Here is a 14,542-nt window from a genome sequence, read left to right as displayed (position 1 = left end):
GGCGAAATACTTCACGAGAGGACTTGCCGCCATCTGGTTTATAATCCTTATCTTCTCGGCAGATATAATAAAACGCAATATCTATCTACCATAGCATTTGATAACGGTTCTTGCTGGCGGCACTGGTTCTGTAAAACTGGTCAGGGGCCTTGCCAAGTCGGCAAAAGACATGACGATAATCTCAAACGTTGGTGATAACATCTGGCTTTACGGCCTTTACGTGTGCCCCGACATCGACACAATAATCTACGGCCTTGCCGGCGAGCTTGACGAGCAGCGCGGTTGGGGCATCAAAGGCGATTCGTTTGAATGTCTGGCGCAACTGAAGAGACTTGGCGCGCCAGCATGGTTTGGTCTTGGCGACAGAGACATTGCAATCCACCTGCAGAGGACTAGCATGATCAAGAACGGCAAGAGCCTGTCAGAGATCACTAGCTGGATGACGGATCGCTATTCGGTTGCAGCCAAAGTCATCCCGGCTACCAACAGCGAAGTGACAACCAGGATCATAACCAGCAGAGGCGAAATGCATCTGCAGGAATTCTGGGTTAAGCACAGAGGAATGCCAAGAGTAACAGGAGTAAGGTACGACAGAGTCGACAAGGCAGTGGCGAACCATGATGCCATTGACGCAATAAGGCAGTCAGACGCAATAATAGTCGCGCCGGCGAACCCCGTATCAAGCATAGGCCCAATCGTTGCTCTTGCAGACCTGCGAAAGGAGCTTGTACAAGTCAGGGAAAAGGTCGTGGCAGTTTCTCCCCTGATAGGCGAGAAGGCGGTGAGCGGGCCGGCCGTAAAATACATGAAGGCACTAGACATCGAGAGCTCGCCTGTCGGAGTTGCAAGATATTATCAAGATTTTGTGGGCACGTTTGTAATCTCTAAAGATGACCACCGCTTTTCATCCAAGATAGAGGCTCTCGGCATGCATGTTCATGAAACAAACATAACCATGAAAAGCAGACAGGACGAAGTCAGGCTCGGCCGGCAAATTTTGAGCATGATAAGAAAATGATCGAAACATTTGCCATAATTCCTGTGAAAAAATTTGAAAACTCGAAGGCACGGCTGTCCCCCATGCTCAGCGCCGATGATCGCATACGCCTGTCATCGCTGATGCTTGATGACACGCTATCCGTGCTTGCAGGTGCGCAGGCGCTCCGGCAGATCGTGGTAGTCTCAGGCGATAGGCGCGCAGAAGAAATAGCGGCGAGGCATGGCGCCAAGTTCCTGCACGAGCAAAAGGAAAGTGGCGTCAATGCAGCAGTGATGATGGCTAACAGATACTGCATGGAGCAGGGAGCCGGCGCGACCGCGGTGATACCACAGGATCTCCCGCTTCTAGACGCTGCCGATATTGCGATGGCCTGCGATCTGGCAGAAGATGAGGACAGATGCATTGTGATCTGCCCATCGCTCCGATATGACGGGACCAACCTCCTTCTCAGAAAGCCTCCCTCCTTAATAGAGACCTACTATGACAACGACAGCTACCAGACCCACATCAAGACCGCCGGCGAGCGCGGAATCCCGGTAAAACTTTTCCTTTCAAAAAGGCTGATGTCTGACTTGGACACTCCTGAAGATGCAAGACAGCTCGCAAAAGAGGCCAGTTCCAGCAAGACGTTGGAGTTCATCAAGTCACGGCTCACCAAGCCCTAGAGTGGATTTGAGCCGTCGTGACCGATCAGCCTTGCCACGTTGCTATATGACGATATTAAAAGTTCAACATCCGATCCGATATCAACAAGCTGAGCATCACTGTCAGAGATGGCGTACTTGACCACAGTTCCACGTTCTATTCTGAAAACCCGGTCGTCGTTTTCGATAAGCACAGAAAGAGTCTGGACGGAATAAGATCTGCCGTCGCCAAGATCCAGCTCTGCGATCCCTTTTTCCAGCACCTTGCCTCTAACTATTGTGAACGTTTGCGCAGCAACTGCAAACGCCGCTGCGCCTACCACTATCAAAAGCGCGCAGAGTATAGCTGTAAAATCCTTCCAGTCCGGCACGCCAGAAAAAATGTATATGCTGCTTTATTTTTGCTTGCTGGACTTAAATATATCTGCAAGCCATAACACATGTAACGTGTATCCCGACCTTCTCGTCAGGGCGCTTGCCGCAATAGAGCCAAAGACCACAGTGCAGAGATTCCAGGCGGCATCAGGAATAGCAAGTCAATCTGTCACAAAGAGCGTCCTTGATTTTCTCGCTTCCAACAACATTGGCACGATTGCCAAAGACAAAGTAGAATTCTCAGAGTCTGACAGGCTCTACGCAGCGATGCTTGCCTTGCAGAGCGGATGTGATGTGGAGCAGGTGTCGGCGCATCTTTCATGGAAGGACTTTGAAAAGCTTGCATCAGAGGTGCTCAGGTCGTTAGGATACAGGACCCAAACCAACATCTATCTTGCAAAACCGCGCATGGAAATTGATGTGGTAGGAATCAGCTCGGCGTTTGCCATCGCTGTTGACTGCAAGCACTGGAAGAGGAGCAGCAGCCTGTCGGCAATATCCGGCTTTGCAAGAAAGCAAGCCGCAAGGGCAGAACGGTTGCTCACATGGGATAGGAGTAGGATAACAATATCTCAAGTCGTGCCGGTGATAATGACCCTTCATGCCGCGTCCGTGAAATTCGTCCATGGAGTCCCAGTGGTGCCTGTGCATAAATTCAAGTCGTTTGTGATGGATGTAAAGGGCTTTTTGCCAGAAATTTATGTGGCCGGCTAGCTAGGACAGGACGAGCATCGCTATGTAGGTCGCAACGGTGATCGCCACAAAGATCTTTGTCACGTTCATGGATCTATCGAGAGCGGTAGAATAATCCTCAAACTGCTTCTGTCCCATCACCTTGATGGTCGATTGTGCGACTGATAGCTCAAACGTTGACTTGGCTGCTCGCTCGGCCGCCTTTGCACAGAGCTGGATGTACGCCTCTGCAATGTCGTCTGCGTTGGTGGTGGTCCCAAGGGCAAAGTATCCTTCTCGGGTTCTCTTGCCTGAGGTAGAGTGTGTGTCTGAAGAGCAGAGCTCTAGTATGGTAGTAACGTCCCCGCTTGCCTTTGAGATAACACGGTCACGCAGCCCATTATTCATATTATTTGAGTCGGCCCATCCTATTGCATAGTTCTTGCCGCCTACACCGATGACCAGCACTGCAAGACCAGCTTGGCCAAGCTCGCCTTCCAGATCTGGCTGGTGCGAAATGTCACCTAGGCCGGCAAAGCCGATGTTGAACTCGTGTTGTGGCTGATTTTTCATCCGGTCAAGGCACTGCTTTGCAGACATGACAAGGTCGTCCCTGTCCGAGTCGTCCAGATGCTTGCCCATGGCGTTATGGCAGTCGACAACTAGCACGTCTGAAAACCCAAGGCCGATCCCAAATGATTCCAGTTCGGTGCGCACGCTCTGCGGGATGTCTTCCATGCCTTTTGGAGAAAGCGACAGCATCACCACTGCGGTGTTGCCAAATGCGATCCCAGTACAAGTGGAATTGGTAATCTTGATTTGCACGGGCACGCTGCAAGTGCTGCCTCTTTCTACCACCGTCCGCTTTCCAAGTTCTTTTACGTACCTGTCTACTTCCCTCTTTGAAGGGATGTTGAGCGAATGATCCGAGACGCTGTGCATGACAAGCGCGCTCTTGTTGAACGTCTCATACAGCACATAGGGAAGGTTGCTCCCGCCGACCATGCTGAAAGGCCCCGGGTGAATGTCCGGCAGGACAATTGCCGCCAGGCTGCCAAAGCGGATGATCTTTGTCGAGACAACGTCGTCGTGCGCTTTTGCTTCGGTAAATTCTTCCATCTTGTCAACCCTGTTTTCAGTCCACGCGGCAATGAACGCCTGCAGCACGCCAAAGGTGCTTTTTATCCCCGGCCTTCCGGCTCTGTCTGCAAGGACCGTCCACACAATTCCAAGCGCCACGAAGGCAGCTCCAAACGCAACGCCTGCAGAGCTGAATGTGTCAAGCGAGTGGTACAATGGGGGCACGAAGGCAAAGAGAAAGATGAGCGGCTGGATGAAAGATACCGCTGTCGCTCTGCCGGTGCTGGCCCCAAAGACAGAAGTGAATATCCCTATCCTGAGCCCGACTGCAAGCAGCATTCCTGCTACGATATAGTCCATGCCAGAAGGAGGCTTGGCAAAAACCAGATCCGCGGCGACTCCCAGAAAGACGGTTAGCGCCCACAGCCCATTGGCAAACGCAGAGACATGCGCTACCTTTGACAGTTTGTTAACTGGCGTTCCATGGAGCGCCATATAATCAAGAAAGTGCGAGCCGACAAGCGCGACAATGCCAAGCGGCAGGTAGACTGCTAGCCCTTCCGTATCTGCCTGAAGATGATAAAGGTGTGAAACGACAACGATAGCAATTGCGCATCCAAGCCAGATGGCATAAGATACCTTGGAAGATGACGGCCCAATAGTGGTAAAAGACCAGCGCCTATGGATGTTCGATACGTCGTCTTGGCCGGGCGCAAACATTAGCGCTCAACCGACAGGCAGCAAGATCCTTATCAGGATTGAGGCCGCAATAACCGCGCCAGTTATGCCCAGCACGATCTCGGGTTTGACCTTGATACCTCTCGTCTCATCCTCAAAGAATCTCAACAAGCCGGCGCTCGAAGCAGGCAGCGGAGCATTCTTTTTCTTGCTGCTCATCTAGTGCAGAGATTGTTTTCAAGCGCTTAAATACATTCCGCTGGTTATCCAAGCAGGCTCTTTGTCTTTTCCAAAATCCTGAGATAACTCTCGAGCAGTTCTGCCTTTTGCTTCTGCACTGAAATGTCGCTTTCATTCTTTATCTCTGTTGCAAGTAACATGATCTTTTCTTCGATAAGCGATGCTGCAGAGGCCAGCCCTGAAGACGCTTGCGCCGGCGCTGCCTTTTCTGGCTCTGCTTTTTGTGCGGCACCGGCCTTTACTTCGTTGCCGCAGTTTATGCAGGTTGTCTTGTTGGCAAAGCGCACTTGCACCCCTCCACATTTTGGGCATGCGTCGCTTGTCAGCGTTCCCCCCTTTACAAGAAGCGAAGCCGCCGACCTGATCCTGCTTGCACTGTCTTCAGAAGACATATGCCAGATTATTGGCGGTCGTCAAATTTCTTCTTTGTGCTTGCAGCACGAGACAACAAGGCTTAATAATAGGAGTTGTGAAAATTGTATTACTCGATGGCGGTTATCTGTAAAAAATGCGGTCTCCCAGACGACCTGTGTGCCTGTGGAGAACTAGACAAAGAAGAAGCGCGAATCGTCGTCCGCCTTGAAACAAGAAGGTTTTCAAAAACAACGACTCTTATCGAAGGCATCAATCCAAAGCAGAGCGACATGCAAAAGATCGTCAAGGAATTGAAAAGCACTTTTGCGTGTGGCGGGACTGCAAAGGATGGCTTTATCATGCTGCAGGGCGATCACCGCGACGACGTCAAGGGCTATCTAGTCAAGATGGGCTTTAACGAAGAAGCAATTGAAGTTCAGTAACCGTTTTGCAGAACTATTCCTTTCATTAATATTTTCATACGAAGGCATTTAAACCGGCCGGTCCAGAACTTGCTTGGTGCACAAAAATTTCAAGCGTCAGCGTAGGCTGGAGAGTCGTCTTGACGAAACTGTAAGGATCGCGTCGATTGTGCAGAAAGGAATGGCGACAGGTAGATCCAGCTACGTCGAAATGCGCGCGCTTGACAGGCTGATAAAGCACAACATCAGGACCAGAGTGAGCGCGCTCAAAAAGTCCGTAAAATTAAGCGTCGAGCTTGACGAACTGCTGTCAAAAATCCCGCAGGCAGTCTCTGACGGCTATACCAAAGTGCTGACGCCAAACGGGATCGTCAGGGAGGGCGAGCTTGATCACCTGCTGTCAATTGATGCAGACATTGTCATGTGCATTGGGATGTTCGAATCAGAAAAATCGCGCCGCGGTGTAGTTGAAACGCTGAAAGAACTTGTTGAAGAAAGAAAGAAGTTGATAGACTCCCTCAAAGTCTGAGGTGCGTCTTGAGTCCCTTGTAGCGGTTCCTGATCGTTACCTCGGTAACGCCTGCCGCTTCAGCCACGTCCTTCTGGGTTTTGTTCTCGCCGTTCATGACGCAGGCAACGTATAGAGCAGCTGCCGCCAGGCCCATCGGATCCTTGCCGGCCGAGATCTTGCCCTCTTCTGCCTTTTTAAGAATTTCAAGTGCCTTGCGCTTTGTCTTCTCTGACAGACCCGCCTTGCTTGCGATCCTAGCGACACATTTCACAGGGTCAACAACGGGCATCTTGAGGTCCAGCTCTCTTATCAGCAGTCGATAGCATCTTGCCACGTCCTTTTTCTTGATGTTGCTTGCGTTAGCAATGTCCTTGAGCGTCCTCGGGGTTTCAGTGTCGCGGCATGCGGCGTACAGTGCTGCCGCCACAAGTGCAGAGATAGAGCGGCCGCGCACAAGTCCTTTCTCTAGTGCTTTTCTGTAGACATATGCAGCCTTTTCGATCACTGCATCGCCTACTGCCAGCTTGTCCTTGAGCCTGTCAAGCTCGGAGAATGCCTGGCGGAAGTTGCGGTCGACTGGTTCGTGCACCTGACTTCTGCTGTCCCATGTCCTGAGCCTTTCGATCGTGCTCTTCATAGAGGCAGAGAGCGGCTTGCCTGACGCATCCTTGTCAACAGGCCCGATGATGGTCGCAAGCCCCATGTCGTGCATTGCAAGCGATGTCGGGATGCCTGCCCTGCTTCTGTCTTCGTGCTCTTCCTTTGAGAAGGCGCGCCATTCCGGTCCGAGCTCTTCTATCCTTTCGCTTACTACAAAGCCACAGTTACCGCAAAACATTTCTCCGCTAGAGTTGTCTGTTACCATAGAACCCCTGCCGCAACGTGGGCAGCGGTCACCAAACATGGAAATATCTTTTACCAATTTCTCCACCAAAACTTTTTTCGCTGCTTTTAACAGCCTATATTTATGTTTTATTCTAATATATAAAGTTTATCCCAAAAGGTGCTGTAACCATACAGACGCATAAATACCCCTGTAACAGCGCGGCGGATGCCTATTTAACCTAAAATACTTCTAATCAGGCTCATTCCTCCCAGTAACAAGCCGACAGCAAAGCCACTGAATACCAGTACATAACCGACAGGCGAAAAGGCAATGATAGTAAGTGCATCAGATTCAAATTCGGTAGCAGTGATACTGACTGCAACACCCGTAACTAGAAAAGTAAGGATAAGACCCAATGCTAAAAGAATTGCAGCTACAATTACTCTAGCGGTTTTGCCAAATTTTGGTGGCGAAATCACAATAACCAAAGAGGATCTATGGAATACTACGTGCTTTACCCTATTAACGAATACCAAGCTTTAGTTTAGTTTACCAGTGTTTTGTATGATAGTTAGCAGTGGTACGCCTGAGCCTGACCGGCAAAACGTGCCGCTGATCCCATCATTTACTTCTCCCTTTCTTTTTTTGAGGGTACAAGAAAATTCACAAGCTTAGGTTTATGGCTTTTGTGACTTATAACCCGATACTCAACAGAGCCATTTATCATGTAGGAATGCGCCGCGCTGTTACAGGGGTATTTATGCGTCTGTATGGTTACAGCACCCCACTATTGCCTGCGTCCTTTATCATTCAACTGTCACAGCTGTGCCGCTTACCGTGATCATTAGCATGCCATACTGGCCTACGGTCTCGTAATCGATATCTACTCTTACCACGGCGTTTGCCCAACTTCCTCGATACTCTTTTGCATCTCGCCTATGGCAACGTCTCTTTCCCTGCGCAGGACTTTCTCGTACTGGCCAGATCTTCAATTATATCCCTGATGCCTGCGGTAAAGTATGTTGGCACCCATTATTGCTTCACCTGTCACGAGTCCGTTATACGCTGCAATTCTCTTGCCCTCAATTGAAGGCGTTGTCGTTAGGATCATTGGACTTTGCATAAGTTGTGCCAAAAATTATATTTATTGAATATAGAAGAAAAATTTGATTACCTTGGCTTGTGGCGCTTGCGCCTTTCTGCCTTGGCGTACTTTTTGCTCCCCGATCTCTGGGCGCTATAAGCATGAGTTTTTGTAATATCGCGTTTACGTGGCATAGGCAACTAGCATTATGCGGGTATTATATATTCTTCCTACCTTGGCTCTTCCTTCAGCTTCGACAGCCTTCTTTCTATTTCACTTACTATCTGCCGTTGGTTGGAGTAGCAGGTATTCCTGTAAAGATCTAGGTTCTTTTTCAGAGTCGTGAGCAGCCACTTCCTGTCCTTGAATTCGTAAAAGACGTTTTCCCATTCCTGTGAAAACGCGGTTATCACCTTGACCACCTTGCCAATCACGTTGTGCTTTGCGACGTTGTAGGTCGAGCCTGAAAGTGGATCTTCGACGTTCACTGCGCCGTCTATTATGCTGACCTTGGTCACCCTGACGTGCTCGACCACCAGATCCTTCACATCTGTCATTTGCAATACCTGAATGTAGTCGCCTGTGCAGAGCATATCAACAACCGTGTAGATTATGATGTCGCCGGGGAACATCAGGTTTGGTATGTACCTGTCAGATATCCCGACATGGCCCGAGTCTGCTATCAAGAGCCCATAGTCGTCCTGTAGATATTTCTTGCACGTCCAGTAGACATGCGACCTGTCAGATGCCGCCACCCTCTTTAGCACTTCGATCAGGGTGTTGCCGATATTTTTATCGAGCGATATTATTTCATCTGCAACTGCCGCAATCTTGTCTTTTTTCGTAATGATAAGAGGTGGAGAAGCAGCAGCTTCTTGCGAGTTGTTATTATTATTGTCTGGCTGCGATGTTGAGGACAAGCAAATCTACTAGAAGATTCTTTTTAATAACATTATCCAAATTAGAAATTGAACAAAAACAATAAATTAACTGACAAGCGATGATGCTAGTGGTGGAGGAAGAAGATGCAAGACAAGAATAGAATTCCAAGGTGGCTTGTAGAAAACGATCCATCATGGGAGAAATCAATTGACTCGGACCTTGGAATGCTCAAGTGGACAAAAAAAGGCACCGGTATACAGGCCACATGCTATCCGACCAGCATGTTTTGCGAGATTGTGGGTCAGACCGACCAGGCAGGCTTGTCAGACATAGTCTCTAGCATGAGGGCGAGCAGGCAGGCAGAGATAGCATCAGGCGCTAGCGACATTGTCAAGTATCTCTCCAGCAGGTACCTTAACCCCGGGATCAACGGCCCAAGGCTTGATCTAAAAAAGATTCACAAGTTCTAAGACTTTTTTCTAAAAAACAGCATGAGGAGAATCTTGCAGATCAACTCACCGCAATAACTTAAAGCTTAACTGCGTATCTGACCAGCGTAAAAACACACATCTATCAAAAAACCTACTGACCCCAATAATTGTTGCAGGCCGATCCCCTTGCTCCCCGCGCCTGCAACAATTATTTTATATACAAAACCCCACAATTGTTGACTGATTACCTATTGTCATTACAGGACGCGGTGCAAAAGCTTGCCAAGGACGCAGTAAAGTTGACTAAAGGTGCCAAGGTGGTCGGGCTTGGCAGCGGAAGCACGGTGGCGCACATTGTGAGAGAGATGGCAAAGCTGCCCGGCAAAGAATCAATAGAGTTTGTTCCTACTTCGCTCCAGATCAAGTTGGAGGCAGAAAGGAGCGCGCTCAGGTTGGTAGGAGAAGAAAGGATTCAGGATATCGACATTGTCTTTGATGGCGCTGACCAGATAGACAGCAGGTTCAATATGATAAAGGGAGGAGGTGGCGCTCTTTTGAGGGAAAAGATCCTGATCTCTGCGGCCAAAAAAGTGGCAATAGTAGCGGATGCTAGCAAGTTCGTCCAGTCTTTCAACAGATCAGTGCCAATAGAGATCCATCCTATGGCACGATCAATAGTGTGGAAAAAGTTGTTTGAAATGGGCGGCAAGCCGACGCTTCGCACACTTGACAAGGGATATCCATTCATTACGGAAAACGGCAATATCATACTCGATACGACATTTGCTTCGATTCCTGATCCAAAAAAGAAAGAGAACGAATTGAAGAACATCGCCGGCGTGCTTGAAGTAGGGATCTTTACCAGAAGGGCAGACGTTTATTACAAGGCGAGAGATGACGGTACCTTTGAGACAATTGCATTTTAGTAATCGTGTTTCATAATATCTTACATTTTCTTGCGGAAATGCAAAGCAATATAATAAATTATCATAAGTATCTCGTCAACTCAATTATCGAGTGCATCTGAAGAATGTGTTGAACAAGAGGTTGTCAAAGCATTAGCTGCACTTATCACAGCAGCCTTTGGTCTTATAGCAGCTCTTGCTTGGAACACTGCAATACAAGAAATATTCAGGGTGATCTTTGGGGATCAGAGTGACATACTAGCAATGATAATCTACGCAGTAGTTGTCACTATCGTAGCAGTGATCGCCACGATAGCAATCGGAAGAGTTGCAGATAAAGCAGGTGTAAAAGATGAGAAGCCTGCTGCAGAGCAGGAGTCAGAGGCATTAAGGTCGGAGCTTCGGTCCTTGAGGGAAGAGCTGAGAAGACTAAGGGAAGCACAAGCAGATTAGGACGCTGCTAGAATTTACCTCTGCGGGACCAGATTTATGTTTCTGGCAATTTTCTATTTGCCTGTAGGGTTATCCTTTACCATAACTTGCGAAGTAGATCCTTCAAATGACGAGTATAGGACATGCTATTTGCAATGCTTTATTAGCAAGCGCTAAACCACCCATGGCTGTGACAGAGAGCGCACCGACGAATAAAAAGACGCTCATTCAGGAATTTGTGGACTTCTTGAAGACTTTTGGGGTGATCGGATTGGCGATTGCGTTCATTATTGGCGCAGCGTCGTCTTCGCTTGTCACATCGCTCGTACAGGATATCATCAACCCGCTAGTAGGGTTGTTCCTGCCTTCCGGCGATCTTGAGCAGCTGTATGTAAACGCTACAGGAGTGTCGGGCACGCCATCGCAATTCAGGTACGGGCACCTGATTTCAGAAATAATTGACTTCTTGATAATTGCCTTTATCGTGTTCCTTACGTACAAGTGGCTATCCAAATACAGATTAGTCGAGGATAAAACCAAGCCGCCTAAGTGACTACAGGCCGCGGTACAAATTCTCCGTGCCCCAGCACTTCGCGGTCTATCTGCCCGTTCTCCATCACAACCCTGCCTCTAACAATGGTCATGACCGGCCAGCCCTTCAGCCTATGGCCGTCATAGATGGTATAGTCAGAGTACGACTGCAGCAGTTCGGGCGTGACCTTTTTTTCAAGGTCCAGATCAACTATTGCCAAGTCCGCGTCAGAGCCGGGCTGAATCGTACCTTTCTTTGGGTACATGCCAAATATCCTTGCAGTGTTGTAACTCGTCACTTCAGCAACCCTCTCTATGCTTATCCTGTCTTGATTCACACCGTAGCTCAGTAGCACCGGCAGCATTGTGGCGATGCCTGGAAAGCCTGCAAGGGCAGACCAGACGTCGCCGTCCTTGCCCATTTTCATGTCGAGCCTGTTTGCGACGTGGTCGGTTCCTATAGTGTCCACAATGCCGTTTCGCAGAGCCGACCACATACTCTGCAGGTCGCTTTTTGACCTGATCGGCGGCACCACCTTGCCAGTCACGCTGCCAAAATCTACGGTATGCGTCAGGTAGTGAGGGCAGGTCTCGATGTAATAGTTTGATCTGCCCTTTTCCCTTTCTGCCAGTACAGCATCAAGTGCTGCAGTTGAGCCGATGTGCACAAAGTACAGGTTGGCCCCAAACTTTCTCCCAAACTCCGACACCTTGGCGACGCTCTCTGCTTCAGACGATGGCGGCCTGCAGTCAGACCATGCCTTGAGCCCGCCCATTCCTTTTTCCTTTCCACTGCGCATCTGCTCTGAGCAGATCGCCGGGTTTTCGGCGTGCACAAGGATAGTCGAATGCACCTTCGATCCTTCCTTCACTATTGCTGATAGCAATTCGTCTGTCATGTTGACTTCTCCGTCCTTGACGCCGTGGGTGCCCGGCTCTAGATCCATGTAGATGTGGTTTAGATCAGCGCCAAGGTTCATGTAGATTTTCAGCGAGTTGATGCCAAGCTCCTTCAAGTAAGGGATGTCCTTGACCTGCTCTAGTCTCAGTATTGAGGCGTGGATTGAATAATCAATATAGTGGTTGCTCCTGCTTGCCTCTAGTTGCTTTGTCACGTTGCGGTAGCTTTCATAGAGCCTCAGCATCCGAATCATCGTGGTGACGCCGCCGACCGCGGCCGATCTCGACTCTGTCCTTGCGGCTTCGTCAATAGGAGTATAGACGCCATAATGGACATGTGGGTCGATTGCGCCTGGCAGCACGTACTTGCCTTGAGCGTCTATCTTTCGTGACGCAGAAATATTGTTGCTAGCAGAATTTGTGAGTGCCTTTATCTTGCCATCCTCGATCATGATGTTTGTGTCAACTATGCCCACCTTGGGTATGACGACAGACGCGTTTGTGATCAGGACGTCGCAGGAGTTTTGCATGTATATTATTCTTGGCTAGATTCTGTGTACCACTTGTAATATGTTTATGCTCCAACATTCTGATGTTTTATATTGGGATTTGTTCGCACCGATAGCGAAGGGCTGGTAGTTCAGGGGTAGTAATGCTCGCTTCGCAAGCGAGAGGTCGCGGGTTCAAATCCCGCCCAGTCCACTAATTGCACACTGATTCAAGAGGTAATATCTCATAATGGCAAACCTTGAAGGCAAGACCTGCCTTGTTACTGGCGCTACTTCTGGCATAGGCAAGGAAATTGCAATGGGCCTTGCAAAGATGGGAGCGACTGTGGTTCTAGTTGGCCGCAATAGGGAAAGATGTGAACTGGCACTGCAAGAAATCAAGGCAGAAATCAATCCTGCAATGGAAGACAAGAGGATTTCTTATTTAGTGGCCGATCTCTCTTCACAGACATCAATTCGCCAGTTTGCAAAACAATATACGGACGCTCACCAGCGTCTGGATGTTTTAGTCAATAACGCAGGAGTCTTTCTTGCCAAACGCGCTACAACCGTTGATGGCATAGAATATACATTTGCTGTCAACCATCTTGCGCCTTTTCTCCTTACCAACTTGCTTATTGACATTATCAAGGCAAGCAAGCCGTCCTCTAGGATTATCACTACCAGCTCTGTTGCCCATAGAGGAGCGCAAATTGATTTTGATGATATCCAGTTTGAAAAAAGACCTTACAGTGGAATCAAGGCGTATGCACAATCGAAATTAGCCAATATCCTGTTTACGAAAGAACTGGCAAGGAGACTAGAAGGGAGCAGTGTTACAGCAAATTGTTTCCATCCTGGAGCGGTACGGACAAGTCTTGCACAGGGAAAAAATCCATGGTACTATAGGCTAATCTGGACTGCTGCCGGATCATTCTTTCTGAGTCCGGAGAAAGGAGCAGATACAGCCATTTACTTGGCTTCGTCCCAGGACGTGAATGGAATAACTGGAAAGTATTTTGTAAGGCGAAAACAGGTGAATCCATCCATTGATGCAGACGAGAAAGAGGCGGCTGCCAAGCTTTGGAGTATCAGTGAGAAGCTGACCAGCATGTAAAAATGATTTAAATTAAAAATAACTTTTCGCCAGTGCCAAGACTTATTCTTTTTTGATTTGACTTTGAGCTAAAGTTAATGAATAGATTTTTTCTTCTTTCGTATTGCCGCTATCAGCAGAGGATCTCTTCCAGGTATTCGCACCATGATTCATAGCTATATCTTTTCCACCCGTCAGACAAGCTCCATTTTTTTGCCTTTGCAATATCGCTTCTAGATAGTCAAGTACTTGTTTTGTTTCTTCATATGTAGCCTTTCCTTCAATTAGCCTAATTTGGTACCTTGCTATCCATGCCCACACCCAGTTTTCTTGAAGAAGCGCTTCATTCTCCACAATCCATTGATGACGCCTGTGCCAATAGCCAATGATTACTGAAGTAGGGATGTAAACACCAAGGAAAAAGAGCGCAAATAGCCCTACGCTGTAGAAAATGTTATTCAGAAATGCAAACTGTGAAACAGCAAAATTGTAAGCAATCAGGATAGAGTTCATAAAAGTCAGAATGAAGCTGAGGTATACACTGTGACCATTTCTAAAGTCGAGCCATCCTCTCTGCAACGAACTGCTGCCATAGCTTCGAAAGCTTTGTTTTGATAATAGAGTCATTGGTTTTTCATCCCACGTATGAGAACTATGTGAACGGTATCTATCATTATGTTCCTTTGTGTGTAAACGTTGAGACGCCGGGGCAGATTACTCAATCACCACCGTTGTAGAATACTCAAGTTCACCTAGAAAAATTGCAAATAATGTCCTGAGATTAACAATAAATTCTGCGCAGCTTGTATGTAGCGAAATCTCACAAACACATCTCAATAATATGTGGTACCGGATTACACGTTGAGAGAATTGCTCTCAAGATGAGGTAATCTTAAGCTGACAATATCCCAAATAGTCGACAACAATCGGGTTCTGCTAGCCTTCAGTAAAGTGTTGGATATACTGGGAGAACCGTCTCGAAACATGATCA

Annotated in this window: 19 protein-coding genes, 1 tRNA gene and 1 pseudogene; 11 read left to right on the top strand and 10 right to left on the bottom strand. The window is 48.2% G+C overall.

Annotation, left to right across the window (positions count from 1 at the left end; all coding sequences use genetic code 11):
- Window positions 1-97: 97 nt before the first annotated feature.
- Both cofD and cofC read left to right on the top strand, forming a co-directional pair.
- The gene (cofD, locus tag NGAR_RS06410; RefSeq protein ID WP_015018861.1) at window positions 98-1,018 is read left to right on the top strand and encodes a 2-phospho-L-lactate transferase; all 921 of its coding nucleotides are present in this window, start codon (window positions 98-100) and stop codon (window positions 1,016-1,018) included.
- The gene (gene cofC / locus NGAR_RS06405) at window positions 1,015-1,665 is read left to right on the top strand and encodes a 2-phospho-L-lactate guanylyltransferase (RefSeq protein ID WP_015018860.1); all 651 of its coding nucleotides are present in this window, start codon (window positions 1,015-1,017) and stop codon (window positions 1,663-1,665) included. Before cofD ends, cofC begins: the two co-directional genes overlap by 4 nt.
- Here cofC and NGAR_RS06400 read toward each other — a convergent pair.
- Window positions 1,662-2,015 carry a hypothetical protein gene (locus tag NGAR_RS06400; protein ID WP_015018859.1) on the bottom strand — a complete coding sequence of 118 codons (354 nt, stop codon included), beginning with the start codon at window positions 2,013-2,015 and terminating at the stop codon, window positions 1,662-1,664. The genes cofC and NGAR_RS06400 overlap by 4 nt on opposite strands.
- A gap of 76 nt (window positions 2,016-2,091) precedes the next feature.
- Between NGAR_RS06400 and NGAR_RS06395 the strand changes: the two genes are divergently transcribed.
- Entirely contained in the window at window positions 2,092-2,733 is a 642-nt protein-coding gene (locus NGAR_RS06395) for a restriction endonuclease (RefSeq protein WP_015018858.1), read from the top strand.
- Here the strand turns inward: NGAR_RS06395 and NGAR_RS06390 are convergent, their stop codons facing one another.
- Genes NGAR_RS06390 through NGAR_RS06380 form a run of 3 tightly spaced genes read right to left on the bottom strand, consistent with a single transcriptional unit; the run spans window position 2,734 to window position 5,081 of the window.
- The gene (locus tag NGAR_RS06390; RefSeq protein WP_015018857.1) at window positions 2,734-4,491 is read right to left on the bottom strand and encodes a DUF2070 family protein; all 1,758 of its coding nucleotides are present in this window, start codon (window positions 4,489-4,491) and stop codon (window positions 2,734-2,736) included.
- A gap of 6 nt (window positions 4,492-4,497) precedes the next feature.
- Window positions 4,498-4,668 carry a preprotein translocase subunit Sec61beta gene (locus NGAR_RS06385; protein WP_015018856.1) on the bottom strand — a complete coding sequence of 57 codons (171 nt, stop codon included), beginning with the start codon at window positions 4,666-4,668 and terminating at the stop codon, window positions 4,498-4,500.
- A 44-nt stretch (window positions 4,669-4,712) separates the two neighbouring features.
- Window positions 4,713-5,081 carry an Sjogren's syndrome/scleroderma autoantigen 1 family protein gene (locus NGAR_RS06380; protein ID WP_015018855.1) on the bottom strand — a complete coding sequence of 123 codons (369 nt, stop codon included), beginning with the start codon at window positions 5,079-5,081 and terminating at the stop codon, window positions 4,713-4,715.
- 96 nt (window positions 5,082-5,177) lie between these two features.
- Between NGAR_RS06380 and yciH the strand changes: the two genes are divergently transcribed.
- Both yciH and NGAR_RS06370 read left to right on the top strand, forming a co-directional pair.
- A complete protein-coding gene (gene yciH / locus NGAR_RS06375; RefSeq protein ID WP_148681073.1) occupies window positions 5,178-5,486 on the top strand; it encodes a translation initiation factor in 309 nt (102 codons plus the stop codon).
- Window positions 5,487-5,559: 73 nt separating this feature from the next.
- Window positions 5,560-5,994: a hypothetical protein gene (locus NGAR_RS06370; RefSeq protein WP_015018853.1), complete on the top strand. Its 435-nt coding sequence runs from the start codon at window positions 5,560-5,562 to the stop codon at window positions 5,992-5,994.
- Here the strand turns inward: NGAR_RS06370 and NGAR_RS06365 are convergent.
- The 4 genes and pseudogenes from NGAR_RS06365 to NGAR_RS06350 all read right to left on the bottom strand — a co-directional run bounded on the left by NGAR_RS06365 (window position 5,984) and on the right by NGAR_RS06350 (window position 8,806).
- Window positions 5,984-6,880 carry a transcription initiation factor IIB gene (locus tag NGAR_RS06365; protein WP_148681763.1) on the bottom strand — a complete coding sequence of 299 codons (897 nt, stop codon included), beginning with the start codon at window positions 6,878-6,880 and terminating at the stop codon, window positions 5,984-5,986. The genes NGAR_RS06370 and NGAR_RS06365 overlap by 11 nt on opposite strands.
- 155 nt (window positions 6,881-7,035) lie before the next feature.
- Window positions 7,036-7,290, bottom strand: coding sequence for a hypothetical protein (locus NGAR_RS06360; protein WP_015018851.1), 255 nt, complete (start codon window positions 7,288-7,290; stop codon window positions 7,036-7,038).
- 318 nt (window positions 7,291-7,608) lie between these two features.
- Window positions 7,609-7,913: pseudogene (locus tag NGAR_RS19315) on the bottom strand (heavy metal-binding domain-containing protein).
- Window positions 7,914-8,116: 203 nt separating this feature from the next.
- A complete protein-coding gene (locus NGAR_RS06350) occupies window positions 8,117-8,806 on the bottom strand; it encodes a hypothetical protein (RefSeq protein ID WP_015018850.1) in 690 nt (229 codons plus the stop codon).
- Between the two features lie 105 nt (window positions 8,807-8,911).
- Between NGAR_RS06350 and NGAR_RS06345 the strand changes: the two genes are divergently transcribed.
- The 4 genes from NGAR_RS06345 to mscL all read left to right on the top strand — a co-directional run bounded on the left by NGAR_RS06345 (window position 8,912) and on the right by mscL (window position 11,089).
- Window positions 8,912-9,238 (top strand): hypothetical protein, encoded by a 327-nt coding sequence (locus NGAR_RS06345; protein WP_015018849.1) that lies wholly within the window; start codon window positions 8,912-8,914, stop codon window positions 9,236-9,238.
- 212 nt (window positions 9,239-9,450) lie between these two features.
- Window positions 9,451-10,125: a ribose-5-phosphate isomerase RpiA gene (gene rpiA, locus NGAR_RS06340; protein WP_148681072.1), complete on the top strand. Its 675-nt coding sequence runs from the start codon at window positions 9,451-9,453 to the stop codon at window positions 10,123-10,125.
- A gap of 57 nt (window positions 10,126-10,182) precedes the next feature.
- Entirely contained in the window at window positions 10,183-10,557 is a 375-nt protein-coding gene (locus tag NGAR_RS06335) for a DUF5654 family protein (protein WP_323444721.1), read from the top strand.
- A 163-nt stretch (window positions 10,558-10,720) separates the two neighbouring features.
- Window positions 10,721-11,089, top strand: coding sequence for a large conductance mechanosensitive channel protein MscL (gene mscL / locus NGAR_RS06330; protein WP_015018847.1), 369 nt, complete (start codon window positions 10,721-10,723; stop codon window positions 11,087-11,089).
- On the opposite strand, the gene NGAR_RS06325 is transcribed toward mscL, so the two are convergent.
- Window positions 11,082-12,497 carry a dihydroorotase gene (locus tag NGAR_RS06325; RefSeq protein ID WP_015018846.1) on the bottom strand — a complete coding sequence of 472 codons (1,416 nt, stop codon included), beginning with the start codon at window positions 12,495-12,497 and terminating at the stop codon, window positions 11,082-11,084. The two genes, mscL and NGAR_RS06325, sit on opposite strands and share 8 nt — an antisense overlap.
- Before the next feature lie 99 nt (window positions 12,498-12,596).
- On the opposite strand from NGAR_RS06325, the gene NGAR_RS06320 reads away from it, so the two are divergent.
- Together NGAR_RS06320 and NGAR_RS06315 are read left to right on the top strand one after the other, a co-directional pair.
- Window positions 12,597-12,669: transfer RNA gene (locus NGAR_RS06320), tRNA-Ala, on the top strand.
- A gap of 36 nt (window positions 12,670-12,705) precedes the next feature.
- On the top strand, window positions 12,706-13,572 hold the full coding sequence (locus tag NGAR_RS06315) for an SDR family oxidoreductase (protein WP_015018845.1): 867 nt from the start codon (window positions 12,706-12,708) through the stop codon (window positions 13,570-13,572).
- A 42-nt stretch (window positions 13,573-13,614) separates the two neighbouring features.
- Here NGAR_RS06315 and NGAR_RS06310 read toward each other — a convergent pair whose 3' ends face one another.
- Complete coding sequence (locus tag NGAR_RS06310) at window positions 13,615-14,064, bottom strand: hypothetical protein (RefSeq protein ID WP_148681071.1); 450 nt, start codon at window positions 14,062-14,064, stop codon at window positions 13,615-13,617.
- Window positions 14,065-14,542: the final 478 nt, after the last annotated feature.

The sequence above is a fragment of the Candidatus Nitrososphaera gargensis Ga9.2 genome, from assembly GCF_000303155.1.
Taxonomy (GTDB): domain Archaea; phylum Thermoproteota; class Nitrososphaeria; order Nitrososphaerales; family Nitrososphaeraceae; genus Nitrososphaera; species Nitrososphaera gargensis.
This window is presented reverse-complemented; position numbering and strand designations above follow the sequence as displayed.